The sequence below is a fragment of the Neorhizobium sp. NPDC001467 genome (assembly GCF_050275975.1).
GTDB lineage: Bacteria > Pseudomonadota > Alphaproteobacteria > Rhizobiales > Rhizobiaceae > Neorhizobium.
In genome coordinates, this window is the sequence record NZ_JBNNPS010000001.1 from 746007 (window position 1) to 773005 (window position 26999).

General features: G+C 60.6%; 23 protein-coding genes. 12 read left to right on the top strand and 11 right to left on the bottom strand.

Annotated elements, in window-relative coordinates:
• Nucleotides 1-25 precede the first annotated feature (25 nt).
• Nucleotides 26-1276 (bottom strand): AGE family epimerase/isomerase, encoded by a 1251-nt coding sequence (locus ACQKKX_RS03755; RefSeq protein ID WP_427568943.1) that lies wholly within the window; start codon nt 1274-1276, stop codon nt 26-28.
• A 184-nt stretch (nt 1277-1460) separates the two neighbouring features.
• Between ACQKKX_RS03755 and metH the strand changes: the two genes are divergently transcribed.
• Nucleotides 1461-5228, top strand: coding sequence for a methionine synthase (gene metH / locus ACQKKX_RS03760; RefSeq protein WP_427568946.1), 3768 nt, complete (start codon nt 1461-1463; stop codon nt 5226-5228).
• Nucleotides 5229-5364: 136 nt separating this feature from the next.
• On the opposite strand, the gene ACQKKX_RS03765 is transcribed toward metH, so the two are convergent.
• The 7 genes from ACQKKX_RS03765 to ACQKKX_RS03795 all read right to left on the bottom strand — a co-directional run bounded on the left by ACQKKX_RS03765 (nt 5365) and on the right by ACQKKX_RS03795 (nt 12171).
• The gene (locus ACQKKX_RS03765; RefSeq protein WP_427568948.1) at nt 5365-6252 is read right to left on the bottom strand and encodes a phosphotransferase; all 888 of its coding nucleotides are present in this window, start codon (nt 6250-6252) and stop codon (nt 5365-5367) included.
• Nucleotides 6253-6308: 56 nt separating this feature from the next.
• On the bottom strand, nt 6309-6899 hold the full coding sequence (locus ACQKKX_RS03770; protein ID WP_427568951.1) for a DAK2 domain-containing protein: 591 nt from the start codon (nt 6897-6899) through the stop codon (nt 6309-6311).
• Between the two features lie 321 nt (nt 6900-7220).
• Nucleotides 7221-8282 (bottom strand): ABC transporter ATP-binding protein, encoded by a 1062-nt coding sequence (locus ACQKKX_RS03775; RefSeq protein ID WP_427568954.1) that lies wholly within the window; start codon nt 8280-8282, stop codon nt 7221-7223.
• Between the two features lie 3 nt (nt 8283-8285).
• Entirely contained in the window at nt 8286-9083 is a 798-nt protein-coding gene (locus ACQKKX_RS03780; RefSeq protein ID WP_427568956.1) for an ABC transporter permease, read from the bottom strand.
• A gap of 7 nt (nt 9084-9090) precedes the next feature.
• Nucleotides 9091-9963: an ABC transporter permease gene (locus ACQKKX_RS03785; protein ID WP_427568958.1), complete on the bottom strand. Its 873-nt coding sequence runs from the start codon at nt 9961-9963 to the stop codon at nt 9091-9093.
• A gap of 69 nt (nt 9964-10032) precedes the next feature.
• Nucleotides 10033-11136, bottom strand: a complete 1104-nt coding sequence (locus ACQKKX_RS03790) for an ABC transporter substrate-binding protein (protein ID WP_427568961.1) — start codon at nt 11134-11136, stop codon at nt 10033-10035.
• A 126-nt stretch (nt 11137-11262) separates the two neighbouring features.
• Nucleotides 11263-12171 (bottom strand): MurR/RpiR family transcriptional regulator, encoded by a 909-nt coding sequence (locus ACQKKX_RS03795; RefSeq protein WP_427568963.1) that lies wholly within the window; start codon nt 12169-12171, stop codon nt 11263-11265.
• 169 nt (nt 12172-12340) lie between these two features.
• On the opposite strand from ACQKKX_RS03795, the gene ACQKKX_RS03800 reads away from it, so the two are divergent.
• The 8 genes from ACQKKX_RS03800 (at nt 12341) to ACQKKX_RS03835 (ending at nt 20648) form a co-directional block, all read left to right on the top strand.
• Complete coding sequence (locus tag ACQKKX_RS03800) at nt 12341-13120, top strand: N-formylglutamate amidohydrolase (protein ID WP_427568966.1); 780 nt, start codon at nt 12341-12343, stop codon at nt 13118-13120.
• Nucleotides 13121-13240: 120 nt separating this feature from the next.
• Entirely contained in the window at nt 13241-14758 is a 1518-nt protein-coding gene (locus ACQKKX_RS03805) for an amino acid permease (RefSeq protein ID WP_427568968.1), read from the top strand.
• A gap of 78 nt (nt 14759-14836) precedes the next feature.
• Nucleotides 14837-16207, top strand: a complete 1371-nt coding sequence (locus tag ACQKKX_RS03810; protein WP_427568970.1) for a glutamine synthetase family protein — start codon at nt 14837-14839, stop codon at nt 16205-16207.
• A gap of 83 nt (nt 16208-16290) precedes the next feature.
• Nucleotides 16291-16731 carry a helix-turn-helix domain-containing protein gene (locus ACQKKX_RS03815; protein ID WP_427568972.1) on the top strand — a complete coding sequence of 147 codons (441 nt, stop codon included), beginning with the start codon at nt 16291-16293 and terminating at the stop codon, nt 16729-16731.
• Entirely contained in the window at nt 16721-17140 is a 420-nt protein-coding gene (locus tag ACQKKX_RS03820) for a type II toxin-antitoxin system VapC family toxin (protein WP_427568974.1), read from the top strand. The genes ACQKKX_RS03815 and ACQKKX_RS03820 overlap by 11 nt, the downstream gene beginning before the upstream one ends.
• A gap of 30 nt (nt 17141-17170) precedes the next feature.
• The gene (locus ACQKKX_RS03825; RefSeq protein WP_427568976.1) at nt 17171-18556 is read left to right on the top strand and encodes an aldehyde dehydrogenase family protein; all 1386 of its coding nucleotides are present in this window, start codon (nt 17171-17173) and stop codon (nt 18554-18556) included.
• Nucleotides 18553-19698, top strand: a complete 1146-nt coding sequence (locus tag ACQKKX_RS03830) for an iron-containing alcohol dehydrogenase (protein WP_427568978.1) — start codon at nt 18553-18555, stop codon at nt 19696-19698. Before ACQKKX_RS03825 ends, ACQKKX_RS03830 begins: the two co-directional genes overlap by 4 nt.
• A 233-nt stretch (nt 19699-19931) precedes the next feature.
• A complete protein-coding gene (locus ACQKKX_RS03835; protein WP_427568979.1) occupies nt 19932-20648 on the top strand; it encodes an AAA family ATPase in 717 nt (238 codons plus the stop codon).
• A gap of 80 nt (nt 20649-20728) precedes the next feature.
• Here ACQKKX_RS03835 and ACQKKX_RS03840 read toward each other — a convergent pair whose 3' ends face one another.
• Nucleotides 20729-22075, bottom strand: a complete 1347-nt coding sequence (locus ACQKKX_RS03840) for a L,D-transpeptidase family protein (protein WP_427569343.1) — start codon at nt 22073-22075, stop codon at nt 20729-20731.
• Between the two features lie 241 nt (nt 22076-22316).
• On the opposite strand from ACQKKX_RS03840, the gene ACQKKX_RS03845 reads away from it, so the two are divergent.
• From ACQKKX_RS03845 to ACQKKX_RS03855, 3 genes are all read left to right on the top strand, one after another.
• Nucleotides 22317-23156 carry a DUF4432 family protein gene (locus ACQKKX_RS03845; protein WP_427568981.1) on the top strand — a complete coding sequence of 280 codons (840 nt, stop codon included), beginning with the start codon at nt 22317-22319 and terminating at the stop codon, nt 23154-23156.
• Between the two features lie 78 nt (nt 23157-23234).
• Nucleotides 23235-23573, top strand: a complete 339-nt coding sequence (locus tag ACQKKX_RS03850; RefSeq protein WP_427568983.1) for a TIGR01244 family sulfur transferase — start codon at nt 23235-23237, stop codon at nt 23571-23573.
• Between the two features lie 69 nt (nt 23574-23642).
• Entirely contained in the window at nt 23643-23984 is a 342-nt protein-coding gene (locus ACQKKX_RS03855) for a RidA family protein (protein ID WP_427568985.1), read from the top strand.
• 71 nt (nt 23985-24055) lie between these two features.
• Here the strand turns inward: ACQKKX_RS03855 and ACQKKX_RS03860 are convergent, their stop codons facing one another.
• Together ACQKKX_RS03860 and ACQKKX_RS03865 are read right to left on the bottom strand one after the other, a co-directional pair.
• Nucleotides 24056-25705: a thiamine pyrophosphate-binding protein gene (locus ACQKKX_RS03860; protein WP_427568987.1), complete on the bottom strand. Its 1650-nt coding sequence runs from the start codon at nt 25703-25705 to the stop codon at nt 24056-24058.
• Nucleotides 25705-26916 carry a CaiB/BaiF CoA transferase family protein gene (locus tag ACQKKX_RS03865; RefSeq protein ID WP_427568988.1) on the bottom strand — a complete coding sequence of 404 codons (1212 nt, stop codon included), beginning with the start codon at nt 26914-26916 and terminating at the stop codon, nt 25705-25707. The genes ACQKKX_RS03860 and ACQKKX_RS03865 overlap by 1 nt, the downstream gene beginning before the upstream one ends.
• Nucleotides 26917-26999: the final 83 nt, after the last annotated feature.

Consider the following 26999-nt stretch of genomic DNA (forward strand, 5'->3'; position numbering starts at 1 on the left):
CGGAGCCGCGCATGCCGCGGGCCGATCAGAGCCTGCCGGCCTGCAGAATGCCGCGCGTGACACTGCCCGTTGCCGGGTAGAGCGGTATGAGGCAGGCCTGCAGCGCGTGATAGATGTCGCCCTTGCCGGGGAAGAGGTCGTGTGAGGGAAGAAGATCTTCCGTCAGTTCCTCGTGCCACCCACCATGCGTGTGGTCGATGAAGCGGCGCTCGATGACGTTCCAGATCTTGCGATAGCTCTGTTCGTGGAAATCCGAGGGCAGGTGCTCGTTGAGGAAATGGGCCGCACCGGCGCCTTCGCAGGCCGGCCACCACAGCTTGTTGCGCTTGTCCGGCCTGTCATTCCAGTCGAGCGTGTAGAAGAAGCCGCCCTTGTCCCTGTCCCAGCCAAGTGCCATCGACTGTTCGAACAGCTTTTCTGCGGCACCCGGCATCCAGTCGTGCTTCTTGTCGCCCAACACCCAGAGCTGGAGGATCAGGCGTGCCCATTCCAGCCAGTGGCCGGGCGTGGTGCCGGCCGGTCGGAACATTTCGTTTTTGTGGTAATAGGCCTTGTCGATGGTCCAGAACGTGTCGAAATGTTCCGCGACCCGCCAGTTCACCGAGCCGGCGGCCCGGCGGATGATCAGGTCGGCAATGCGCTCGGCCTTGCGCAGATATTCAGCATTCCCTGTCGCCTCGAAGGCTGCCATCAGTGCCTCGGTGAGGTGCATGTTGGAATTCTGGCCGCGATAATTGCCGCCATCGAGCGGCCGCCAGTCGGGCGTGAATTCCTCCGCAATCGCCCCGTGTTCCTCATCCCAGAATCGGGTGTCGATGACCTCTGTGATGTCGGCGAGCATCCGGTCCGCCAAAGGATGATCGACAAGTTTGGCGGAGGAGGCGGCGAGCAGCACAAAGGCATGGCCATAGCCCTGCTTGTTGGCGTCCACCGGACCATCATTGCCGAGGGACCAGAAATAGCCGCCGTTCTCGGTGTCGCGGTGATGGTTCCAGAGATAAGCCATGCCGTGATCAACGACATCGGAGGCACCGGGACGGCCGAGCAGGGTGCCGATCGCAAAGCAATGAACAGCGCGGGCGGCGATGTGGATGCTGCGAACCTGTCCCTCGGCATCCAGCGGGCGGCCGCTATCGTCAAGATCGAAGAAGCCGCCTTTCGGATTGATTGACCGGTGCTGGAAAAAGCTGAAAAGCCCGTTGGCCTGGGCCTTCAACCACTCGCGATGCGCGGGACGGCGCGTCCAGTTGCCAAGGTCGCGATCTGCCAATTCCATGAGAATCCTCCAAATTCATGCAAAACAATGTGCCGAATGGCTATATAGGTCAGGCATGAGTCTGTCATCGGTCGATCCGCTAAAGGCAGAGGGCGAACGCCTGCGCGTCGCCTGCCATATATTGACATAAAGATATGTTTATGTGAACAGATCGTTCGAAATGCGTAAGTCAAGGGAGTGCGCCGTGTTCGACAATGTTTTCGGTCCTGAAGGGGCGGTGCGCGACGGCAAGGACGTATTCGAGGCGCTACGGAAAGCGGCAAGCGAGCGCATCCTCGTGCTCGACGGTGCCATGGGCACGCAGATCCAGAGCCTCGGCTTTGATGAGGATCAGTTCCGCGGCGATCGTTTCATTGGCTGCGCCTGCCATCAGCAGGGCAATAACGACCTTCTGATCCTCACCCAGCCCAAGGCGATCGAGGACATCCACTATCGCTACGCGATGGCGGGTGCGGATATTCTCGAAACCAACACTTTCTCCTCGACCCGCATTGCGCAGGCCGATTACGAGATGGAAGGTGCCGTCTACGACCTGAACAAGGAAGGCGCCGAGATCGTGCGCCGCGCCTGCCAGCGCGCCGAACGCGAGGATGGCAAGCGTCGTTTCGTGGCTGGCGCCATCGGCCCGACCAATCGCACCGCCTCCATTTCACCTGATGTCAACAATCCCGGTTTCCGCGCCGTTTCCTTCGATGAATTGCGCATCGCCTACGGCGAGCAGATCGACGGTCTAATCGATGGCGGCGCCGACATTATCCTGATCGAAACCATTTTCGATACGCTGAATGCCAAGGCGGCCATTTTCGCCTGCAAGGAGCGTTTTGCCGCCAAGGGCATTACCCTGCCGGTGATGATTTCCGGCACGATCACCGACCTTTCCGGCCGCACGCTGTCGGGCCAAACGCCGACGGCCTTCTGGGATTCGGTCAGCCATGCCAATCCGTTCACGATCGGGCTCAACTGCGCGCTCGGTGCCGATGCCATGCGTCCGCACCTGCAGGAACTGTCTGCCGTTGCCGATACGTTCATCTGCGCCTATCCGAATGCCGGCCTGCCGAACGAGTTCGGCCAGTATGACGAAACGCCGGAAATCATGGCGCGTCAGGTGGAGGGTTTTGCCAAGGAAGGCCTCGTCAACATCGTCGGCGGCTGCTGCGGTTCGACGCCGGACCATATTCGCGCGATTGCTGAGGCTGTCGCAAAACACAAGCCGCGCCCGCTGCCGGAACACAAGCCGTTCATGTCGCTGTCGGGTCTGGAACCCTTCACGCTCACCAAGGACATTCCGTTCGTCAATGTTGGCGAGCGCACCAACGTCACCGGCTCGGCGAAATTCCGAAAGCTGATTACGGCCGGTGATTACACCGCTGCTCTCGCCGTTGCCCGCGATCAGGTGGAGAATGGCGCGCAGGTCATCGACGTCAACATGGACGAAGGCCTGATCGACTCAGAGAAGGCGATGGTCGAGTTCCTGAACCTGATCGCCGCTGAGCCGGATATCGCCCGCGTGCCGATCATGATCGATAGTTCCAAATTTGAGATCATCGAGGCGGGCCTTAAATGCGTGCAAGGCAAGTCGATCGTCAACTCGATCTCGCTGAAAGAGGGCGAGGAGAATTTTGTTCGTCAGGCGAAGCTTGTGCGTTCCTATGGCGCCGCCGTCGTGGTCATGGCCTTCGATGAAACGGGGCAGGCAGACACCTATGAGCGCAAGGTGGAAATCTGCATGCGCGCCTATAAAATCCTGACGGAGCAGGCTGGTTTTCCGCCGGAAGACATCATCTTCGATCCGAACGTGTTTGCGGTCGCCACCGGCATTGAGGAACACAACAATTACGGCGTCGACTTCATCGAGGCGACCCGCACGATCCGCGAAAAGATGCCGCTCGTGCATATTTCCGGAGGTGTTTCGAACCTGTCCTTCTCGTTCCGCGGCAACGAGCCGGTGCGCGAGGCGATGCATGCCGTGTTCCTCTACCATGCCATCCAGGCGGGCATGGACATGGGCATCGTCAATGCCGGCCAGCTGGCAGTCTACGACCAGATCGACCCGGAATTGCGCGAAGCCTGCGAGGACGTGGTGCTGAACCGCCGCGCCGACGGCACCGAGCGGCTGCTGGAAGTGGCCGAGCGTTTCCGTGGTGGTCCGGGCCGCGAGGCAAAGGTGCAGGATCTGTCCTGGCGCGAACGCTCGGTGGAAGAGCGTATCTCGCATGCGCTCGTCAACGGCATTACCGAGTATATCGAAGCGGACACGGAAGAGGCGCGCCAACAGGCCGAGCGTCCGCTGCATGTCATCGAAGGCCCGCTGATGGCTGGCATGAATGTGGTGGGCGACCTGTTCGGCTCGGGCAAGATGTTCCTGCCGCAGGTGGTGAAGTCGGCCCGTGTGATGAAGCAGGCCGTGGCCGTGCTTCTGCCCTACATGGAGGAAGAGAAGCGCCTCAACGGCGACGATCAGCGCAAGGCCGCCGGAAAAATTCTGATGGCGACCGTGAAGGGCGATGTCCACGATATCGGCAAGAACATCGTCGGCGTCGTGCTGGCCTGCAACAATTACGAGATCATCGATCTTGGCGTCATGGTCCCGGCGACGAAAATTCTCGAGACGGCGGTTGCCGAAAAGGTGGATGTCATCGGGCTGTCCGGCCTGATCACCCCGTCGCTCGACGAGATGGTGCATGTCGCCGCCGAGATGGAACGGCAGGGGCTGGCTATCCCGCTGCTGATCGGGGGCGCCACGACCAGCCGTGTCCATACCGCGGTGAAGATCCATCCGGGTTATAACAAGGGCCAGACGGTCTATGTCACCGACGCCTCGCGCGCGGTCGGGGTGGTGTCGAATCTGCTCGCCGAAGATGGCCGCGAAAACTACGTGGCCGACATCCGCGCGGAATACGCCAAGGTTGCGGCAGCGCATGCCCGCTCGGAAGCTGAAAAGGTTCGCCTGCCGCTCGCGCGTGCCCGTGAAAACGCCCAGATGGTGGATTGGGCGGCCTACCAGCCGGTCACGCCGCAGTTCTTCGGCACGAAGGTTTTCGAGACCTACGATCTGGAAGAGCTGTCGACATATATCGACTGGACGCCGTTCTTCCAGACCTGGGAGTTGAAGGGGCGATATCCCGCCATTCTCGAGGACGAGAAGCAGGGGGAGGCCGCACGCCAGCTTTTTGCCGACGCGCAGGCGATGCTCAAGCAGATCATCGAGGAAAACTGGTTCCGTCCCCGTGCGGTGATCGGTTTCTGGCCGGCCAATACGGTGGGTGACGATATCCGGCTATACACTGACGAAAGCCGGACGGAGGAGGCGGCAACGTTCTTCACCCTGCGTCAGCAGCTTTCCAAGCGCGATGGCCGCCCCAATGTAGCGATGTCGGACTTCGTCGCACCGGTAGACAGCGGTTGCGCGGATTATGTCGGCGGCTTCGTTGTTACCGCCGGTATCGAGGAAGTAGCAATCGCCGAGCGGTTCGAGCGCGCCAATGACGATTATTCCTCGATCCTCGTGAAAGCATTGGCCGATCGTCTCGCCGAGGCCTTTGCCGAACGTATGCATCAGCGTGTGCGCCAGGAATTCTGGGGGTATGCGCCGGACGAAACTCTCACCAATGAAGAACTGATCCACGAGGACTATGCGGGCATCCGCCCGGCACCCGGTTATCCGGCCCAGCCCGACCATACGGAAAAGGCAACCTTGTTCCGCCTGCTTGACGCGACGGCGACGACCGGAGTCGAACTGACGGAAAGCTACGCCATGTGGCCGGGTTCTTCCGTGTCCGGCCTCTATATCGGTCACCCGGAGAGCTATTATTTCGGCGTCGCCAAGGTGGAACGCGATCAGGTGCAGGATTATGCGGCCCGCAAGGGCATGGCGGTACAGGAAGTCGAGCGCTGGTTGGGTCCGGTGCTGAACTATGTGCCGCAGGGGGCGACGAAGGACGAGGCTGCCTGAGCCATTTCGCTGCAACACCGTCATGCTCGGGCCCGTCCCGAGCATCTGCTACGTCGCGATTTCGGCGACGTGCTTAGGCCCTCGGGACAGACCCTCGGGACAGGCCCGAGGGTGACGCCAACAGGGGTGGCGGCGTTCAGAACAGCAGCAATCCAAGCCGATCCAGTGTTAGGCGGCACTGCCGACACAAAACCTCGTTGCGACCACCGCGATAATAGCTGAGAGCGATGACGGCGCCGTAAAGCGCCCAGCCTTCCGCTCGCAGCCAGTCTTCATCCTTCAAGCCGAGAGCGTTGCGAAAATGCTCGCGAGCGGTTGGATCGATGAAGACCCACGCGGCAGCATAATCTGCAGCCGGATCTCCAACGGCTGCCAGGCCCCAGTCGAGGACCGCGTGCAGGCGGCCGTGGCGCGCAAGCAGGTTGTCGGCCTTCAGATCACCATGCAGCCAGACGGATTTTTGGGGCAGGGAAAGCGCGCAGGCGCGTTTCCAGAGTTCGTGCGCGGTCTTGATGTCGATCTCGTCAGCGAGACTGTCGATGGCGGGCAGGGTGACAGGGGAAAGATCATCGAGAGCGACGCCGCGGCGGTGATTGGCCGGACCGGAGCGCGGAGCGCCGGTCGTGTCCTTCTGGTGCAGGGCATGCAGGAATGCCGCGAGATATTCTGCTGCCTGAAACGGGTCGGAGATCATGTCCGGTGTTGCAAGATCGCCTTCCAGCCAGTCGAAAATGCCGAAATCGACGGATTGGCCAACATTGGCTGTGCCGCGATACCGCAGGTTCGGCACCGCCAGCGGCAGGCCCTGCATATGCGGCAGCCAGTCGAGTTCCTTGGCTGTGACTGCAACGGATTCCCTGCGGCGCGGAAGCCGCAGCAGAAGATCATCGCCGATCCGGTATAACGCGTTGTCAGTGCCGGACGAGGCGAGACGTCTGAAGGGCAGGTCAGCCCATTGCGGCGTTTGATCTGCAATCAGCTGCCGAACACGGCTTTCGGGAAGAAAAAGATCGTCGTCATGCATGGCCCAACGATAATCGACGTGTGTGACACCCGCATGGCGAGTGCTTTCGTCTCAGTTCAGTTCTCTTGGCTGAGCGCGTCACGCATGGCGCGAATAACGAGAATAGAAGAGAGTTCGCCGGCGCCCGGGGCGGGAAGACCCGCAGGCCGTTCTTCCGCTGCCTCGGTCGCGGCCTTAAGACAGGCGGAGAGGCTGCCGCCGGCGGCGGATTCGATTGCATAGGCCTTTGCCGCACGCAGCCAGACGCTGGCGATCTCGGCGCCGCCCGGTTCGCGTTCGGCATGGTCGCGAAAGCTGGTGGCCATGGCGGCGAAGGCGCTGCCGAAATCCTCAGACAGGACCGAGCGCTTGCGCATCAGGGCACTACCGGCGCGGCGAAAGGCGCTGGCGTAGAGGCGCGGAGCAACGCCCGGGATGGTCAGAAGGGTTTCTGCGGCGAGGTCGAAATAGCGCCCTGGCGTCCATTCGGACGGTTCGAGACCAGCAAGTTCGGCCTCGATCGCGTCGAACATATCCGGCGTCACGGCACCGTGGTCGCCCCGGCCTTCATGGTCGGTCAGGCGTACCAGGCGGTGGCTGTTTTCGTTGATCGCCACGGCGATTTCGGAAAACATCTCGAAGATCGAAACGCTGTCGGTGTTCCGCATGAACCCTGCCTTTGTTTCCTGTGCCTGATCCGGTCTGTCAAAAAGCTCCCGGCTTGGCAAGGGTAGAAAGCCCGTCGGATCAAGCCGCTGCTTGAAGATCGCAAACGGATTTTATGCCCGGGTGGCACGATCAGGCGGGCGGCGCATGCGGTTCCGCGCCACCCAGACTGCGGCAGAACCGGGGTTTCCATCGGGCAGTGGCCGCGTTGGTCTGGAGCTCTGTCGCAAGGCTCGCAGCGGCGCTTGCAGAATTTTATGCCAACCCCTACCCGTCATCACAAAATGCGGCGCGGATCGTTTTCCACAAGCAATCCCTAAAGTTCAATCCCGGATCACCAGCAGGTCGCCAGCGGAAAAGCGCAGCGTGACGATCTCCTCGGGCGCGGGCATGACGAGATCCGGCGAATTGAACATGTCAAATGAGATGACGTTGCCGCCGACATCGATGCGGGTCCGCACGACGGAGCCGAGAAAGTTGGCGGAAACCACCTTTCCGGTCAGTGCCGTGTCGCCCTTGGCGCTTTCGGCCAGAGAGCCGGCTTCCGGACGCAGCGCGAGCGAGATCATGTCGCCACCTGCCTTGTCGGCGATCGCTTGACGCAGGGTGATCGTCTGGTCGCCGATCTTTACCAGACCGACTGCCGGATCAACGACTGTGGCTTCGATAATGTTGAGCGTGCCGACGAAGGAGGCGACGAAACGCGTGGCCGGACGGTTGTAGATATCCGACGGGCTGCCGATCTGGTCGGCGCGACCGGCATTCATGACGACGATACGGTCTGAAATCGACAGCGCCTCTTCCTGGTCATGGGTGACGAAGACCGTCGTGATGCCGAGCTGGCGCTGGATCTGGCGGATTTCCTCGCGCAGCGACACGCGGATTTTTGCGTCGAGGGCCGACAGCGGCTCGTCGAGGAGCAGGACCTGGGGTTTGGGCGCAAGAGCGCGCGCCAGCGCCACGCGCTGCTGCTGGCCGCCGGACATCTGGTAGGGATAGCGTTCGGCCAAGTGCTCGAGATGGATGAGTTTCAGCATCTCCCTCACGCGTGTTTCGATCTCCGCCTTGGGTTGGCCGGCGACCTTCAGGCCGAAGGCGACGTTGTCGAACACGGTCATGTTGGGGAAAAGCGCATAGGCCTGAAACACCATGCCGATATTGCGCTGATTGGGTTTCAGCCGCGTCTGGTCGCGGCCGTCGATATGGATCGTGCCGTCGCTTGGCGGTTCGAAACCGGCAATCATGCGCAGGATCGTCGTCTTGCCGCAGCCGGATGGGCCGAGGAAGGAAATGAACTCGCCCTTTTCGATCGCCATGTTGAAATCATGCACGACCTGGGTCTGGCCAAAGCTCTTCTTGATGTTTGCGAGCGCGAGAAAGGGCATGGATCAAACCTTGTAAGGACGGGATTGTGTCAGCTTACCGAAGCGCGACACGAACTGGATTAGGCCCATGGAAAGCCATGTGATGGCAAAGGCGATGATCGCGAGCGCGGACGGCTCATAGGCCTTGTTGGCGCCGACAAGCTGAAGATAGGGGCCGAAGGCCGGGCGGTTCAGGAGCGCTGCCATGGTGAATTCGCCGATCACGATGGCAAAGGTGATGAAGGCGCCCGACAGCACGCCCGACATGACGTTGGGAAAGATGCAGCGGAACAGGATGGTCGGCCACTTGGCGCCAAGGATTTCGGCGGCCTCCGTCAGCGTGCGCACATCGATCGTGCGCATCGCGGTATCGACCGAGCGGTACATGTAGGGAAGCGACAGGGTGATGTAGGACATCACCAGAAGGATGTTGGTGCCGAGGACGGAACCTGTGAAGGGAATATAGGAGGAGGAATTGTAGAGCCGCAGATAGCCGAAGACGATGACGATGGCTGGAATGACCAGCGGCATCAGCGTCACGAACTCGACAAAGGGTCGCATCTGCGGGAGGCGCAGCCGCACCCAATAGGCGGTCGGCACCACCAGCAGCATGCCGAAGGCGATGGTAAGCAACGCCATCATGATCGAGAATCCGAATGTCTGCTGGAACTGCAGGTCGGAAAATACCGACCCGTAGGCATCGAACGAATACTCGCCGCGACGCATGCGCAGCGAGAATTCGAACGTGCCCAGCAGCGGCACGAAGAAGTATATGACGCCGACGGCGATCGCGAGCCAGGCGAAGAATTTGCTCATTTTCATGGCGCCCTCACTTCTGCCAGCGTTCGGCGCGCATGCGCAGCCAGATGTAAAGCACGTTGGACAGGCCGGTGATGACGATCATGCCGAGCGCCAGCGCGTAACCGAGATTGGGGTTGTGCAGCACGTCGCCGCGGATTTGTGCGTAAAGCAGGATCGGCACGATGTTGAGCGAGGCGCCGGTCAGCGCGTAGGCTGTGGCGATGGCGCCAAAGGCGTTCGCAAATAGAAGCAGCGAGGTGCCGAGCAGGCTTGGCCACAGGATGGGCAGGGCAACCATGCGCCAGTATTGCCAGGCGGACGCGCCAAGAATTTCCGAAGCCTCGCGCCATTCCTTCTTCAACCCGTCGAGCGCCGGTGTCAGGATCAGCACCATCAGCGGGATCTGGAAGAACATGTAGGTAATGGTGAGACCGAAGAAGGACAGGAGGTTAAAGCCCGTCGAATAGAGATTGAAACCGAACCATTCGCGCAGGAAAACCGTGACGAGCCCGGTGCGGCCGAGCGTCGCGATAAAGGCGAAGGCAAGCGGCACGCCGGCAAAATTGGAGGCAACGCCGGAAAAGGTGAGGAGGCCATTGCGGATCCACGAGGGCAGGCCCCCGAGTACGATCGCCCATGCCAGGAAAAAGCCGATCAGCGCGCCACCCAGCGAGGAGGCCAGCGAAACCCGGATCGAGATCCAGTAGGCCGACAGGATGGTCGGCGTGAACAGGTCGGCAATATTCTGGAACGTGAACCGGCCGTCAGGCGTGAAAAAAGCGCCGGTGACGAGGTAAAGCGTCGGCACGATAAGGAACATCAGCGCAAAGATCATGAAGGGGGCTATGCCGAGCCAGTCGATGATCGTGCGGCGGTCGATGAGGGGGGATGCGGTGGACATCAAGGCCGCCGTTTCTGCCGGAGGAAGGAAGACCTCCCCGCACCAGGCGGGGAGATCGATTGCCATCGATTACTGGATGTTGGCGCCGACGACCTTGTCCCACTGCGTGGTGATCGCGGTCTTGCCCTTGTCCTGCTCGTCGAGCGTCGGGAACTTGGCCTTTTCATAAGCGGCTGCCGGCGGCAGGGCGTCAAGCAGGTCCTTCGGGATCTTGTTGTTCTTGGCAAGATCGTTGAAGCGGATCGGGTGGCAATAGCCCTTCAGGTAAGCCAGCTGGCCTTCGTCGGAATAGATGTGTTCCATCCACAGCTTGGCGGCGTTCGGGTGTGGTGCGTAGGCCGAGATCGCCTGGACGTAGACACCGGCAACGACGCCCGATTCCGGAACGACGACTTCGAGCGGCGGGTTGCCCTTCAGCGTGTCGCGCCAGGACAGACCGTTATAATCCCAGGCGATGACGATCGGGGTGGACCCCTGTGCAAGCGAAGCCGACTTGCCGATGACAGGCACGAAATTGCCGGCCTTGTTGATTTCGGCAAACAGCTTCAGGCCGGCTTCGCCAGCCTTGGTGGCATCTGTTTCGCCAGCGGCGATACCGGCGGCGTAAACGCCCTGAACGGCCTGGTTGGACGAGCGCGGATCACCGGCCAGCGCAACCGAATTGGCATAGTCCGAACCGGTGAGGTCCTTCCAGTCCTTGGGCACGTTCTTGACGATGTCGGTGTTCACGATGAAGGACAGAACGCCGTAATAGTCGCCGTACCAGTAGCCTTCTGCGTCCTTGGCGTCGTCCGGGATCGAATCCCAGGTGGAGACCTTGTAGGGCTGGATCAGCTTTTCAGCCTTGGAGGACGGGCCGAAGGAGAGACCGACGTCGATGACGTCAGGCGCCTGCGGGCCGGTATTGCCCTTGTTGGCCTTGATGGCTTCGATCTCGTCGCCGGAGCTCGCATCCGGGTTCAGCTCGTTGACTTCGATACCGTACTTGGTCTTGAAGCTGGAGATGATCTCACCGTAATTGCACCAGCTGTGGGGCAGGGCGATGGTGGTGAGCGAGCCTTCCTTCTTGGCGGCCGCGATCAGCTCTGCGCTCGGCTCTGCATAGGCAAAGCCGGTCGAAGCGATGACCATGGCGGTGGTGACGGACAGAAGACGTCTGGTCTTGGTGATCACGGTATCCTCCTGGGTTTCAGAACGTGTCGGCGACACTCGTAGAACCGGTTTATGTAGCGTATGTGACAGTATGCACAGCCGCCAAAGCATCAATGCAAATGCTTGGATTTCCACTGTTTTCAGTGGCTATCCGTGGTTTTGGCGATCGTTTTTGCCGCCACGCCGGAAAAGACGGCTGCGCTCGAACAGATTTTCCAGCGAATGGATGCGATCGCGTGTGGCTTGCCATTCCGCGCTTTGCACGGCTTCGATCAGCGCCTCTACCACGAACAGGGTGACGACGGAGGAATCCCAGGCCGACGGGGCCTCGATGCGCATCTTGAAGATGTGGCGGGCCGAATGGGCGACAGGCGAGGCCCACAGATCGGTAAACAAGACGATGACGACGCCGGCAGCGCTTGCGGCTTCCGCCAGCGTCGCCATCTCCTGCTCGTAACGGCGGATATCGAAAATCACCAGGACGTCGCCCGCATTCATGTTGATCACATGCTGCGGCCAGGAACTGGAATTGTTGGAAATCAGCGTCGTGCGCGGCCGGATGACCTGCATATGCGTAAAGAAATATTCGGCCAGCGACCCGGTGATGCGACCGCCGACGAAATAGATGTGACGATCGAGATCGCGCAGCAGCGCGCTCGCCCCATCGAAGGCAGCGATGTCGATTTCGGCCAGCGTGTCGCGCAGGTTGTCGGTGACGGCTTCGGCGAAACGGTTGAGGATGTGCGTATCGGGCGCGCGTGCCGCCCATAGGTCCTGCCACTGATCGTGTTTGGCGATTGGATTGGAGATCGTCGCTTCCAGCTCCTGGTGCAGGCGCGCCTGGAATTCCGGATAGCCCTTGAAGCCCAGTTTTTGCACGGCGCGCGCCACCGTTGCCGTCGAAACGCCGGCGTTTTCAGCGGTCGCGGTTATGCTGCCAAGCCCTGACACCGGATAATTCTCCAGCAGGCTATCCGCCAGTCGTCTCTCGGTCGGTGTCAGGCCGTCGTAGTGCCGGCGAATGACGTCTGACACGGTGCGCAAGATGTCTGGCACGGATGCTTGTTCCCCTCCGGTCTTTGCCGGTTGGCGAAATTAACAGCCGGAAGAGCATTTCTGTCAATGGAGGCGCTGAAAAGATTTTTTCAGAGAACCGATTGACCTTGTGCAAAAGATGAAGAATTCTTTTCTTCAATCTTCGTTAACGAATGCGGCGGGGCTCTGCATGCTCATTCGGTCGGCAGTTCTGACAGAGGCGGATGGCAACGCCGTCGCGGTGGAAAACCCGGGCGGCCGTGGCGATGTCCTGTTGATCTGCGAACATGCGTCCAACCGCCTGCCGGAGGCCTATGGCGATCTTGGCCTGCCGACAGAGGCGCTCGTCTCGCACATCGCATGGGATCCGGGTGCGCTTGCCGTCGCGCAACTGATGGCGAAAAACCTCGATGCCGTCCTCATTCATCAGCGCTTTTCGCGGCTGATTTACGATTGCAATCGCCCCCCGATCTCACCGGCGGCGATGCGGGATGTCAGCGAGGTCTTTCGAATTCCCGGCAACGAGAACCTGTCGGAGGTGGAAAAATCGCAGCGCACCACGGCGCTTTACCTGCCGTTCAAGGGGCATATTGCCGAGGAAATCGCGGCAAGACGAGAAGCGGGAAGGGCGACCGTACTTGTGACGGTACATAGTTTCACGCCGGTCTATTATGGCCGCAAGCGCGAGGTCGAGATCGGTATACTGCACGACAGAGACAGCCGGCTGGCGGACCGCATGCTGACGGCGGCGGCCAATACCAGTCTGTACCGGATCGCCCGCAACGAACCTTACGGGGCCGCCGACGGTGTGACCCATACGCTGGAAGTCCATGCCATCCCGGCCGGGCTTCTCAATGTCATGATCGAGATAAGGAACGATTTGGTAGACGACGAAATCGGCCAGGGAGTCGTGGCCGATTTTCTCACGGGCCTCTTGCGGGAAAGCCTCGCCGAGACCTCGGACTCCTAAGGGAACAGCACTGCCGTCCGTACGCACCGAAATATCGGGCGGCGGACACGAACTGAACTGGGGGCGCTGCCCGGCCATTGTGGCCGGTCGCCTGTTTTTTCTTTGATCAGGAGAGAAGGCATGGAACGTTCATCATCCGGCGTCAGCTACAAGAAGGCTGACGCATCCTATTTCGAAAAAAGGCATCTTTCCCGTTATGCGGGCGTGTGGTCCCTCTGGGCGCTCGGTGTCGGTGCCGTTATTTCAGGCCATTTTTCCGGCTGGAATTTTGGTTTCGCCACCGGCGGCTGGGGCGGCATGCTGGTTGCCGGCATCATCATCGCGGTCATGTATCTCGGCCTGACCTTTTCGATCGCTGAAATGAGCCCGGCGCTGCCGCATACGGGGGCCGCCTATTCCTTTGCCCGCACGGCCATGGGGCCGTGGGGCGGGTTCGTCACCGGTCTTTGCGAAAATGTCGAATACGTGTTGACCCCGGCCGTCATCGTCACCTTCATCACCGCCTATGTGAACACTATTTTGGGTCTGGATGCGGCCTACTCGCCGATGCTCTGGGTGTTCTTCTACGCGGTCTTCCTTGGCCTCAACATCTTCGGGCTCGAACTGTCGTTCAAGGTGACGCTGGTCATTACCCTGATATCTCTGGCTGTGCTGGTATTCTTCTGGATCAGCGCCATCCCGAACATGGATTTTTCCCGATGGGCGCTGAATATCGGCGTCGGGCCTAACGGTGCACCGATCGAATTGCCGGACGGCAATGGCGACTGGTTCCCCTTCGGGTTTTCCGGTGTTCTTGCCACGCTGCCCTTTGCCGTCTGGCTGTTCCTTGCCATCGAACAACTGCCGCTGGCGGCCGAAGAATCGGTCGATCCGAAGCGTGACATGCCAAAAGGCATCATTCTCGGCATCATCACGCTGATGATCTCGGCGTTCATGATCGTGCTTCTCAACCCGTCGCTGCCGGGCGTGGGTGCCTTCCATCTCGGTTCGGCGCTCGAGCCGTTGCTCGACGGTTTCAAAGCGGTCTACGGTGACAGCGGTGTGGTCATTCTTGGCCTGGTCGCGCTCACCGGCCTGATCGCCAGCTTCCATACCATTCTCTACGCGCAGGGCCGGCAGATCTATTCGCTGTCGCGGGCCGGCTATTTCCCGACCGCGCTTTCCGTCACCCATCACCGCTTCCGCACGCCGCACGTTGCCATGCTGACGGGCGCCGGTATCGGCCTGGCCGTCATGCTGGCGATCTGGTTCGCGCTGGGGGCAGAAGCGGGCGGTAGCGTCATCGGCGCGGTACTAATCAACATGGCGGTATTCGGGGCGATGTTCTCCTACATCATGCAGGCGATTTCCTTCATCCTGCTCAGAAAGAACCTGCCCCATATCGAGCGGCCGTTCCGCTCGCCGCTTGGCATTCCCGGCGCGGTACTGACGATCCTGATCGCCTGCGTAACGCTGGTCTATCAGGTGCAGGATCCGAATTTTACAAAGGGCGTGCTGTGGGTGGCCGTCTGGTTTGCCGTGGCGATCGCCTATTTTGCGCTGATTGGTCGTCACAAGCTGATCCTCTCGCCGGAAGAGGAGTTCGCGCTGGAACACAAGGAGAAAGCGCTCGCCGCAACAGCCGCGGCACGCGCCTGATCTTACAAACCGCAATGCCGGCGGCATCGCCGCCGCCGGCGCTTTTCTTCGATTGTTTTTCAAGCAATGGGTTCAGGCATGGCCAAGGCATACAGTTTCGAAGAGTTGAAGGCCGATGTCGCGGGCGGCGTCATCGATACGGTTCTGGCCTGCCAGGTCGACATGCAGGGCCGGCTGATGGGCAAGCGCTTCCAAGCCGAGTTTTTCGTCGAAAGCGCATGGGAGGAAACGCACAGCTGCAACTATCTGCTTGCCACCGATTTCGAGATGGAAACGGTCGGCGGCTACAAGGCGACAAGCTGGGAAAAGGGCTATGGCGACTACGTTATGAAGCCGGACCTTTCGACGCTTCGCCGCGTGCCCTGGTTGGATGGCACGGCGTTGGTTCTATGCGATGTGCTCGATCATCACACCCGTGAGGAGGTGCTTCATTCGCCGCGCGCCGTCTTGAAAAGGCAGGTGGCGCGGCTGGAGGCCATGGGCATGAAGGCCTTCATGGCGACCGAACTCGAATTTTTCCTGTTCGACCAAACCTACGAACAGGCGCAGGCATCCGGTTATCGCAGCCTGAAACTGGCAAGCGCCTATAACGAGGACTATCACATCTTCCAGACCACTAAGGAAGAGGATGTGATGCGGGCCATCCGTACCGGCCTGCAGGGCGCGGGCATTCCGGTCGAAAATTCCAAGGGCGAGGCGTCGGCGGGGCAGGAGGAGATCAATGTCCGGTACACCGATGCGCTGACCATGGCCGACCGCCACGTGATCGTGAAGAACGGATGCAAGGAAATCGCCTTCCTCAAGGGCAAGGCCATCACCTTTCTCGCCAAGTGGCATTATTCCGCCGCCGGCTCCTCGTCGCATATCCATCAGTCGCTGTGGAGCGCCGACGGCAAGACGCCTTTGTTCTTCGACAAGGATGGTGAATGCGGCATGTCGGACACCATGCGGCATTACATGGCCGGCCTGCTCGCCCATGCCGGTGAGATCACCTATTTCCTGGCGCCCTATATCAATTCCTACAAACGTTTTGTAGCCGGCACGTTCGCGCCGACCAAAGCGGTATGGTCGAAGGACAATCGCACCGCCGGTTATCGTCTCTGCGGCGAGGATACCAAGGCGGTGCGTGTCGAATGCCGTGTCGGCGGCGCCGACCTTAATCCCTATCTTGCCATGGCGGCGCTGATTGCCGCCGGCATTGACGGTATCGAAAAGAAGATGGAACTGGAGCCGGCCTTCGTCGGCGATGCCTATGGTGTCAAGGACGTGCGCGAAATTCCGGTGACCCTGCGGGCGGCGACCGAGGTGATGACCGGATCAAGCATGCTTCGGGAAGCTTTCGGAGACGACGTTATCGATCACTACACGCGGGCGGCCCGCTGGGAGCAGGAGGAATACGACCGGCGCGTGACCGATTGGGAAGTGGCAAGAGGGTTTGAACGCGCATGAGGAAACCACAGTCAGCCATGCGAGATTGTTGAGTTTTCCTCGATGACCGCCTAGGTTGCGTTTGAGCTTTCAAGGGTGAGGCCATGACCAAGATCGACAGTGACTGGTTTTATGCGAGGCTGAAGGAAATCGGCTCGTCCGGCAGTGAGCTTGCCAAGTTTCTTAAACTCGATCCCAGTTCCGTTTCCCGCATGCTGAAAGGTGAGCGCAAAATGAGTGCGGAGGAGCAGGACGGGGTTGCCGAATACCTCAAAGTGTCGCCGCTGGAAATCGCCGCACGCCGGCGGGGCGGGGCCGCCGGTTTCGCCGAGGATAATCAGAGTAGCTACGATAGCGCGCTCAAAGCTTCCGACACAGCAGTCGATCTGGACAATCGAAACGCGGGTCAGGACGGTCTCAATCTCGAGGCCAGCAATTTCTACGATCGGGTACGGGGATGCATGAAGGGAACCGTGACGATCTTACCGGGTGTGGATCTGACGGCGCCTTTCGATGCGGATTGGGCTGCGTCATATGAGAGCTGACCGTTATCTGTTCGATACCTGCGCATTGATCTACCTTGCGGAGGACGAAGCCATTCACCTTGAAGCGCAACGCGTGCTGCGCGGTATCGAGCCGGTTTCGGACCGGATCTGGGTTTCGGTTTTCTCCGCTTGGGAGATTGGCATGTTGGTCGGCAAGGGGCGCATGATCATGCGCAGGGATCCGAAACTGTGGTTCGATGATGCGGTAGCGAAACTGGCGGCGCGGCAGGCAGGCGTGTCATCGGATATACTGATGAAATCCTGTTTCCTGCCTGATCCGATCCATCGGGACCCTGTCGACCGCATTCTCATTGCCACGGCGCGGGAACACGACCTCACCATCATCACGCGTGATCGCGCAATCCTCGACTACGGTGCTGCGGGCCATGTCCGCACACTCGCCTGCTGATAGCTTGCTGAACTGGGAGTTCTTTTGGAAATGACGATGATCCAATGCATTTCGCCGGTCGATGGTTCGGTTTACGCCGAGCGGCCGGTGCTCTCGCTCGATGCGGCAAAGGCTGCGGTGGAACGTGCCCGAAAAGCCCAGAAAAGCTGGGCCAAACAGCCGCTGGAAGAGCGTGTGCAACTGGTGCTGAAAGGTGTCGCCCGGCTCAACGAGATGATTGACGAGGTGGTGCCGGAACTGGCCTGGATGATGGGGCGTCCGGTACGTTATGGCGGCGAGTTCAAAGGTTTCAACGAGCGTTCCAATTACGTGGCGTCCATCGCCGCTGACGCCTTGAAGCCGATCGACGTGGAGGACAGCCAGACTTTTGCGCGGCGCATAGAGCGCGAACCACACGGTGTGGTTTTCGTCATCGCGCCTTGGAATTATCCGTACATGACCGCCATCAACACGGTGGCGCCGGCGCTGATGGCCGGCAATACCGTCATAATAAAACATGCGGCCCAGACCCTGCTGGTGGGCGAGCGCATGGTGCGCGCCTTTGTCGAGGCCGGCGTGCCAGAGGATGTGTTTCAGAACGTCTTTCTCGACCATGAGACCAGTGCAGCGCTGATTGCCGCCGGCTCGTTCAACTTCATCAACTTCACCGGATCGGTGGAAGGCGGGCGCGCCATCGAGCGGGCTGCGGCCGGGACCTTTACCGGGCTTGGGCTGGAATTGGGCGGCAAAGATCCGGGTTACGTGATGGAGGATGCCGATCTTGATGCGGCGGTCGATACGCTGATGGACGGTGCGACCTTCAATTCCGGCCAGTGCTGCTGCGGCATCGAGCGTATCTATGTGCATGAGAGCCTCTACGATGCCTTCGTGGAAAAGTCAGTCGCCTGGGTGTCCAACTACAAGCTTGGCAATCCGCTGGACGGGGAAACCACGCTTGGGCCGATGGCCAACAAGCGGTTTGCCAAGGTTGTGCGCGAGCAGGTGGCCGATGCCGTTGCCAAAGGCGCCAAGGCGCTGGTCGATCCGAAACTGTTTCCGGCCGATGATGGTGGCGCCTATCTCGCGCCGCAGGTGCTTGTCGATGTCGATCACTCCATGGCCTTCATGCGCGAGGAAACCTTTGGGCCGGCTTTCGGCATCATGAAGGTGAAGAGCGATGACGAGGCGTTGGCGTTGATGAATGACAGCCAATACGGGCTGACGGCTTCGCTCTGGACCAAGGACGTCGAGCGAGCGTCGCGTATCGGCGCCGAGATCGAAACCGGCACCGTGTTCATGAACCGTGCCGATTATCTCGACCCGGCGCTCGTCTGGACCGGCGTCAAGAAGACCGGCCGCGGCGGATCGCTGTCGGTTCTCGGTTTCCACAATCTCACGCGTCCGAAATCATACCACCTGAAGAAGGTTACAGCATGAACATCGTTGCGAACTGGAGTTACCCGACTGCCGTCAGGATGGGGCGTGGCCGGATCAAGGAACTGGCCGAGGCATGCAAAACGCTGGGCATGAAAAGGCCGCTGCTGATTACCGATCGCGGACTTTCGACCATGGTCATCACCCAGACGGCACTCGATGTGCTGGAAGAGGCGGGGCTCGGCCGGGCGATGTTTGCCGAGGTCGATCCCAATCCGAACGAGATCAATCTCGAAGCCGGTATCAAGGCGTTTCGCGATGGCGGCCATGATGGCGTCGTCGCCTTCGGCGGCGGCTCGGGGCTGGATCTTGGCAAATGCGTGGCCTTCATGGTCGGCCAGACGCGGCCTGTCTGGGATTTCGAAGATATCGGCGACTGGTGGACGCGCGCGTCGGTCGAAGGCATCGCGCCGATCGTGGCTGTGCCGACCACAGCCGGCACCGGTTCGGAAGTCGGCCGCGCCTCGGTGATCACCAATTCGCAGACGCATGTGAAGAAGATCATCTTTCACCCGAAATTCCTGCCCGGCGTGGTGATCTGCGATCCGGAACTGACCGTCGGCATGCCGGAGGTGATCACTGCGGGCACCGGCATGGACGCGTTTGCGCATTGCCTCGAAGCCTATTCCTCGCCCTTCTATCATCCGATGTCGGCGGGAATAGCGGTGGAGGGCATGCGTCTGGTGAAGGATTTTTTACCACGCGCCTATCTTGAGGGAACCGATATCGAGGCGCGCAGCAACATGATGGCAGCGGCCGCCATGGGGGCGGTGGCGTTCCAGAAGGGGCTCGGCGCCATCCATGCGCTGTCGCACCCGATCGGCGCCGTCTACAATACTCATCACGGAATGACCAATGCGGTGGTGATGCCGGCCGTGCTGCGCTTCAATCGCCCCGCGATCGAGGACAGGATTGCGCGCGCCGCCGCGTATCTTGGCATAGCCGGCGGATTTGATGGCTTTTACGATTACGTCCTGTCACTGCGGTCGGAACTCGGCGTGCCCGAAACGCTGACGGCGATGGGAGTAGCGCCTGATCGGATTGACGAGCTTTCCGCCATGGCAATCGAGGATCCGAGTGCCGGCGGCAACCCGGTTGCACTGACGCTGGAAAACACCGGAACGCTGTTTCGCGACTGCTTTTAACGTTTTTACAGGCAGGGGCATTCGATCCTACCCCCGGGAAGGCCAAGGAAAACCCGCTGCTTGACGGCGGGTTTTCACGTTTTGCGGACGGCGCTTAAAACTCAATCATTATATTAACGATATCTGAATTAATATCTTGTTAACCATGTTTGGAAAGGATGTGAGTATCGGCGCCATGTTTCCCGGCGCCCCACCGGAGCGATGCGGCTCGCACCTTTTCGAGGATTTATCGCATGCCAGTAATCTCATTCGCAAATGCCAAGGGCGGCGCCGGCAAGACGACGGCAGCCCTTCTGCTGGCAACGGAACTTGCCCATTCCGGCCACCGCGTGACGCTGATCGACGCCGATCCGCAGCGCTGGATCAGCCAGTGGGCGCAGATGTCCGATCCCATCCGCAATATCGAGGTGATCTCCGAGGTAAGCCTTGCCTCGCTGCAATGTCATCTGCGCGAGATGGCCGCGCAGACAGACTATTTCATCATCGATCTAGCCGGCGCTCGCGACGCGCTGGTGACGACGGCCATCGGTCTTTCCGACCATGTCATGATCCCGGTTCAGGGCTCAGCCATGGATGCCAAGGGCGCAGCACAGATCCTCGATCTGCTGGCGATGATGAAGGACAAAGCCAATCTCGATATCGCCCATTCGGTGGTGCTGACTCGTGTCGCCTCGATGGTAACGACCAAGGCGCTGGTGGCGATCAAGGGCCTGCTGGCAGCGCGCGGCGTCAACGTCCTGAACACGCCGATCAATGAACGAAATGCTTTCAAGGAGCTGTTCGAGGTGGGCGGCACGCTGCACACACTCGATCCGACCAAGGTCAGCAATGTCGACAAAGCGCGCGAAAATGCCGGAGCCTTTGCGACGGAAGTCATGCGGTTGATGCCGGTGCGGGTGGTGCGCTCTGGCTTGCCGCGCGTATTTTCGTTCCGTCGTCAGGCAGCCTGACGGACAATCCATTCACGACAAAGGCCCGGAAGCGCGCTTCCGGGCCCTTGTCTTGTCTAGAGCGGTTCAGTCCGTTGCCATCATTCAACGAATTCGACGGTGGTACCGGGCTTGACCATCTTGGCCAGTTCGGTCGCATCCCAGTTGGTGAGGCGGATGCAGCCATGGCTGTTGGTCTTGCCGATCTTGGATGGTTCCGGCGTGCCGTGGATGCCGTAGGTCGGCTTCGATAGCGCGATCCAGACCGTACCAACCGGACCGTTCGGACCCGGCGGGATCTGCAGGATTTCCTTGTTTTCACCCTGCGTGAAATTGATCTTTGGATTGTAGGTGTAGCCAGGGTTCAGCGCGATACGCGCGACCGTGTGATTGCCGACCGGCGATGGCGTATCGGACGAGCCGATCGTCGCGGGATAAGCGGAGATCAGCTTGCCATCGGCGCCATAGGCAAACACCTGCTTGCGGCCCTTGTCGGCGATGATGCGCGTGACTTCGCCGGTCTTGGGTTGGCCGGGGCTGATCACCTTGATGATCGTGCCGGGAATGGTTAAGTCGACATTCGGGTTGATCGCCTTCAGATATCCTTCGTCCATGTGGAACTGCTCGGCCAGCTTTTCGCTGGTCGAGGTGTAGGACATGGCCGGCAGCTGCGCCTTGTGGGCATAATCTTCCGGTATGGACGCAACATAAGGACCGGCTGCGTCTGCAGCGGTGATGGTATATTCGACGATCGGCATGCCGCCTGAATAGGACAGTCGCTGGACGATATCCTCGGCATTGTTCGGATCGAGCGTCTCGCCGGTCATTTCCTGCCACGCGGCAATCGCCTTGTTGACGTTGTCGCCCAAACGGCCGTCAATCACGCCCGGCGAAATGCCTTCGCGGTCGAGAAAGACCTGGAGCGCGGCGATTTCCGCCTGCGGCTTGTTGGTGACGGTGATCGTCGTGCCGGAATGTTTCGGCTCAGGCCCAAGCGGCTGCGTCTGGTTCGGCTCGATCGAGGCGTAGTCCGGATCGTATTGCGACGGGTCGTTGGACGGCGCATCGAGCGGAAGACGGGTGATCGAGCCGCGGTCGGGAACGGACCCCGTCACTTCGCCGTCATAGGAGCCGTTGCCACGATAGTCGCGATAGTCACGGTAGCCGGTCGAGACACCCGGAACCGGTTCATTGCCGCCGTATCCGCCAAGGTCACGACGGCTCTGCTGCTGCATTTCCGTGGCGACGACGTTGCCGGCGCGATCCATATAGACACGGCGACCGCTGCGATCGCGGCTGACGACGAATTCGCCGGGTTCCGGCGTATAGTCGAGAATGTATCCCTCTGGCGTGACCAGAGTCGGCCGCGTGCCGTCGTACTGGCGCTCGGGGCGGTAGTCGGGCGCGCCACCGTAATCGCGATACATGACCTGCGCCTGAACCGGCATGCTGACCGCCGTCAGGGCAATAAGGCTGAGGCTTGTAACGAGGCTGCGCTTCACGATATCACCGATCCTTGAACTTCTTCACCAACACGCGAGAGTGTCGTCTCGTTCCAACGCTGGTGGCCATTGTTCCAGACGAATAAATTAAGACCCTAATGTGGAAAAAATGAATTCGTGGTGAAGGCGGCGTTAAAATCTACGTGTTTGGGCGTATACCAACAGGGATGATCTTGGGATAGCGGACATGAAGGCATTTTCGACGGGACGTGAACCGAAACTCTTCCTTGACCCGACATCGGTTCTCGATATCGGCGGCTGTATTGTCGAGGGCATCGATATCGCCCCCGGCCGGGCCATTCCCGACGATGGCGATCCGCGAATCGATCATTCCCTGGAAGGGTTTTTGTTTACCTGCGGACCCGATCATATCCGTCATCCGGATCTCATAGCGGGCAGGGCGGATGGCCGGACTTATCCGCTGCACGGATCCTTTTCCGCGCATCCGGCCAATATCCTGTTCTGGGATGTGCAGGGTGACGACGCCGAATGCCGCGCGCAGGTGCCAGTCGTGCTCGCCGACGGCGGCTCGGCCATGCTTGAACGGCACTGGCGTATCGACGGCCGAAGCGGCGAAGTGTCTCTTGACGACCAGGTAACCAATACCGGGTCCACGCCGTTTGCACGCGTCCACATGTATCACATGAACCTTGGCGCCTGGCTGTTCGACGAGGGTGTCAGGCTTTCCGGCCCCATGTTCGAGCCGGGCGGACTGCCGTGGAATTTCGGCGAAGATCCCGGCAGCGTCTTTTGCGTGGATGCGGCAAGGGCAGGCGAGGACTGGGCCGAGGTGGCGCTCGGGCCGATCGCTGCACTCGATAATCGCACGCTGAAGGTCCGGTTCCGCACTGATGCGCTGCCTTATCTGCAGATGTGGCGAAACCAGAAGGCGCCGGCGCATGTGCTCGGCATCGAACCGGTTTCGCATCGACTGGCAGAGCGTGGCGAACTGGAAAAAAACGACGAACTCAAGATGTTGCTGCCGGGCGAAAGCGCGCGTTACGCGTTGCGTTTCGCTTTTGTCTAATTCATTCCGGAGCTTCCATTGACGGTCTGCGCCGCATCACGCTAAGTGATCGTAACTGAGGTAGCCGGAGGGGCACGCATGGATATCCGCCCGATCAACGACGAGTATTCGGTCAGCGGCCAGATCACTGTCGAGGACGTCGATCAGGTCAAGGCGCAGGGGTTCAGGTCGATCGTCTGCAACCGTCCTGACGAGGAAGAGCCCGGCCAGCCGGCCTTTGCCGAAGTCGCGGCGCGCGCACAGGAACTGGGTCTTGAGATCCGTCATATCCCCGTCGGCCGCATGGGGCTGACGCCGGAGAGCGTGACCGACATGGTCGATGCGCTGGAAGACCTACCCAAGCCGGTTCTGGCTTATTGCCGTTCGGGCGCCCGTTCCACGGCGATCTACGAACAGAGCCAGCGTTTTCGCGGCTGATCATATCGCCGCCGGCGCTCATGCGGGTGCCGGCCCACCCACGCCCGCATTTTATCGAGGAGTATTCCCATGACCATCACACGCATCGAGACCGGCGCCCGCATGAGCGGCGCTGTCGTTCACGGCAACACCGTCTATCTGGCCGGCCAGGTCGGCGAGGGCGCTACCGTCACCGAACAGTGCAAGGATGCACTGGGGGAAGTCGAGCGCCTGCTGGCGGCTGCCGGCTCCGACAAGTCGAAGATCCTGCAGACGCTGATCTATCTGTCCGACATCGCTGATTTTGCCGAGATGAACGCCGCTTGGGAAGCTTGGGTCGATCCGGCCAACACGCCGGCCCGCGCGACCAGCGAAGCCAAGCTGGCGGCCCCGAAATACAAGGTGGAATTCATCGTCAGCGCGGCGATCTGATTCTTTCGAAGGTTCAATGAAAAGGCCGGGGCGTCATCTGATGCCCCGGCCTTTTTCGTTCAAACTGTTGTTTAGGCCTTGTCGCGGATTTGTGTCAGCGTTTTCGCAGGCGTGATGGCTTCGGGATCGAGCCGCACCTCGATGATCGCCGGTTTGCCGCTGGCGCGCGCCCGCTCATAGGCCGGGCCGAACTCTTCGGTCTTTTCCACCAGTTCGCCATGGCCGCCAAAGGCCTGCGCATAGGCGACGAAATCCGGGTTCACCAGATCGGTGGCGCTGACGCGGCCGGGATATTCGCGTTCCTGATGCATGCGGATCGTGCCGTAGATGCCGTTATTGACCAGGACCGTGATGATCGGCAGGTCGTAACGCACGGCGGTGATGAATTCCTGGCCATGCATCATGAAACATCCGTCGCCAGCAAAACACACGACCTCACGCTGCGGAAACAACTGCTTGGCGGCAACGGCTGCGGGAAGGCCGTAGCCCATCGAGCCGGATGTGGGGGCCGCCTGCGTGTTGAAGCGCTGGAAACGATGGAAGCGGTGCAGCCATGTGGCGTAGTTGCCGGCGCCATTGGTGAAGATGGCATCCTTTGGTGTGTTGGCTTCGATCCAGTCCATGATCGGCCCCATATGGACGTCGCCGGGGCCGGTCTTCGGCGGTGTCGACCATTTTTCGTAGGCCGCATGCATCTGCGCGGTCCGTTCGGCCCAGACCGGATTTTTCGGAGCGGGCAGGTCCTTCAGCGCCGCGACGAATTCAGCAGGTGCGGCGCAGATGGCGAGGTCCGGGCGATAAACGCGGCCCAGCTCTTCAGGGTCGGGATAGACATGCACGAAGGCTTGGGCCGGGTAGGGGATATCGACCAGCGTATAGCCCGATGACGGCATTTCCGAGAGCCGACCACCAAGAAGGACGAGAAGGTCGGAATCCTTGATCTCCTTCGACAGCGCCGGGTTGATGCCGATGCCGACATCGCCCGCGTAGTTCGAATGTGTATGATCGAACAGCATCTGGCGGCGGAAGGAGCAGCCGACCGGCACCTTGAACCTTTCGGCAAACGTCTGGAAATCGGCGACCGCCTGTTCGCTCCATCGCGTGCCGCCGAGAATGAACATCGGCCGCTTGGCCTTGGACAGAACCGAGGCGAAGGTGGCAATCTGTGATGCGCCCGGGTGGCTTTCGACCGGCGTATAGGGTTTTGCAGTAACAGCTTCAACCTCTTCCACCAGCATGTCTTCCGGCAGGGTCAGCACGACCGGGCCGGGGCGGCCGGAGGTGGCGACGGCAAAGGCGCGGGTGACGAATTCCGGAATGCGGCGGGCATCGTCGATCTCGCCTACCCATTTGGCGAATTCGGTGAAGGCGCGGCGATATTCGACCTCCTGAAAGGCCTCGCGTTCCTTCATGTCGCGACCGATCTGGCCGACGAACAGGATCATCGGCACCGAGTCCTGCTTTGCCACATGCAGACCGGCTGAGGCATTGGTGGCGCCGGGACCGCGGGTCACCATGCAGATGCCGGGTTCACCGGTCAGGCGCCCCCAGCAATCGGCCATCATCGCAGCGCCGCCTTCCTGACGGCAGACAAGGACGTCGATATCGCTGTCGTAAAGCGCGTCGAGCACGGCGAGGTAACTTTCGCCCGGCACGCAGGATACGCGTTTCACGCCGTTTGCCTTTAGGGCCTCGACGATGAGCTGACCACCGGTCTTCATTACATCCGTCCTTTCGATGTCCTTGCCGGGGGCTTGCCCAGCTCCGCCAGAATTTCGTCGGTATGCTCGCCAAGCGCCGGGCTCGGGCGATGATAGGAAAGCGGCGTTTTCGACAGCATTATGGGACTGCGCACGCCGGGTATCACCGTACCGTCCTCGGCCTCCAGATCAATGCGCAGTTTGCGCGCGATCACTTGCGGGTCTTCGAACATTTCGGCGATGGAATTGATCGGGCCGGCGGGCACCGCAGCCTTGCCGCAGGCCTCAAGCAAATCGCCCTTCTGCCACCGGGCTGTTTCCGTCGTCAGCATGCCCCGCACGCCGGCGCGATTGGCGACACGCGCCTTGTTAGTGGCAAACAGCGGATCGTCGGCCATGGCCTCGATGCCAAGGATTCTCGTCAGGCGCCGGAACTGACCGTCATTGCCGATCGCAAGGATGACATGGCCATCTGCGACAGGCACGACCTCATAGGGGCTGATATTGGGATGGGCGTTGCCGAGCCGGGAAGGGGCAATGCCCGAGACCAGATAGTTCATGTTCTGATTGGCCAGGATGGCCGCCTGCACATCGAGCAGGGCCATGTCGACCAACTGGCCTTCGCCGGTCTTCATCACATGGATGAGGGCGGCCTGGATGGCGGTGACGGCATAGATGCCCGTGAAAATGTCGGCAATGGCGACCCCCGCCTTCATCGGTTCGCCGTCGGGCGCGCCGGTGACCGACATGAAGCCCGACATGCCTTGAACGATGTAATCATAGCCGGCGAGGTCGGCATAGGGGCCGTCCTGCCCGAAGCCGGTAATCGAGCAGTAGACGAGTTTCGGATTGATGGCTTTGAGGCTGTCGTAATCGAGCCCGTATTTTTCGAGACCGCCGCGCTTGAAGTTTTCGATTACGACATCGGCGCGGGCGGCGAGTTCGCGAACGGTCTGCTGGCCTTCTTCGGTCTTGAGATCCAGAGCAATCGAGCGTTTGCCGCGATTGGCGGAATGGTAATAGGCGGCCGACAAGTTCTCGCCGGCAATGCCTTCAACAAAGGGAGGGCCCCAGGCACGGGTATCGTCGCCGCCATCAGGGTTTTCCACCTTGATGACATCGGCGCCCATATCGGCCAGCACCTGGCCGGCCCAGGGGCCGGCGAGCACGCGGGCGAGTTCGAGCACCCGCACGCCGGCAAGAGGGGGCTTTCTCGTTGGCGTGTCTGTCATCTCGTCTCCATTGCCCGGCCCGCGACGCCCGCCGCGATGCAGCTGGCGCGGGAGCTCCGTCAGGCACTGATAGACCTCGGCAC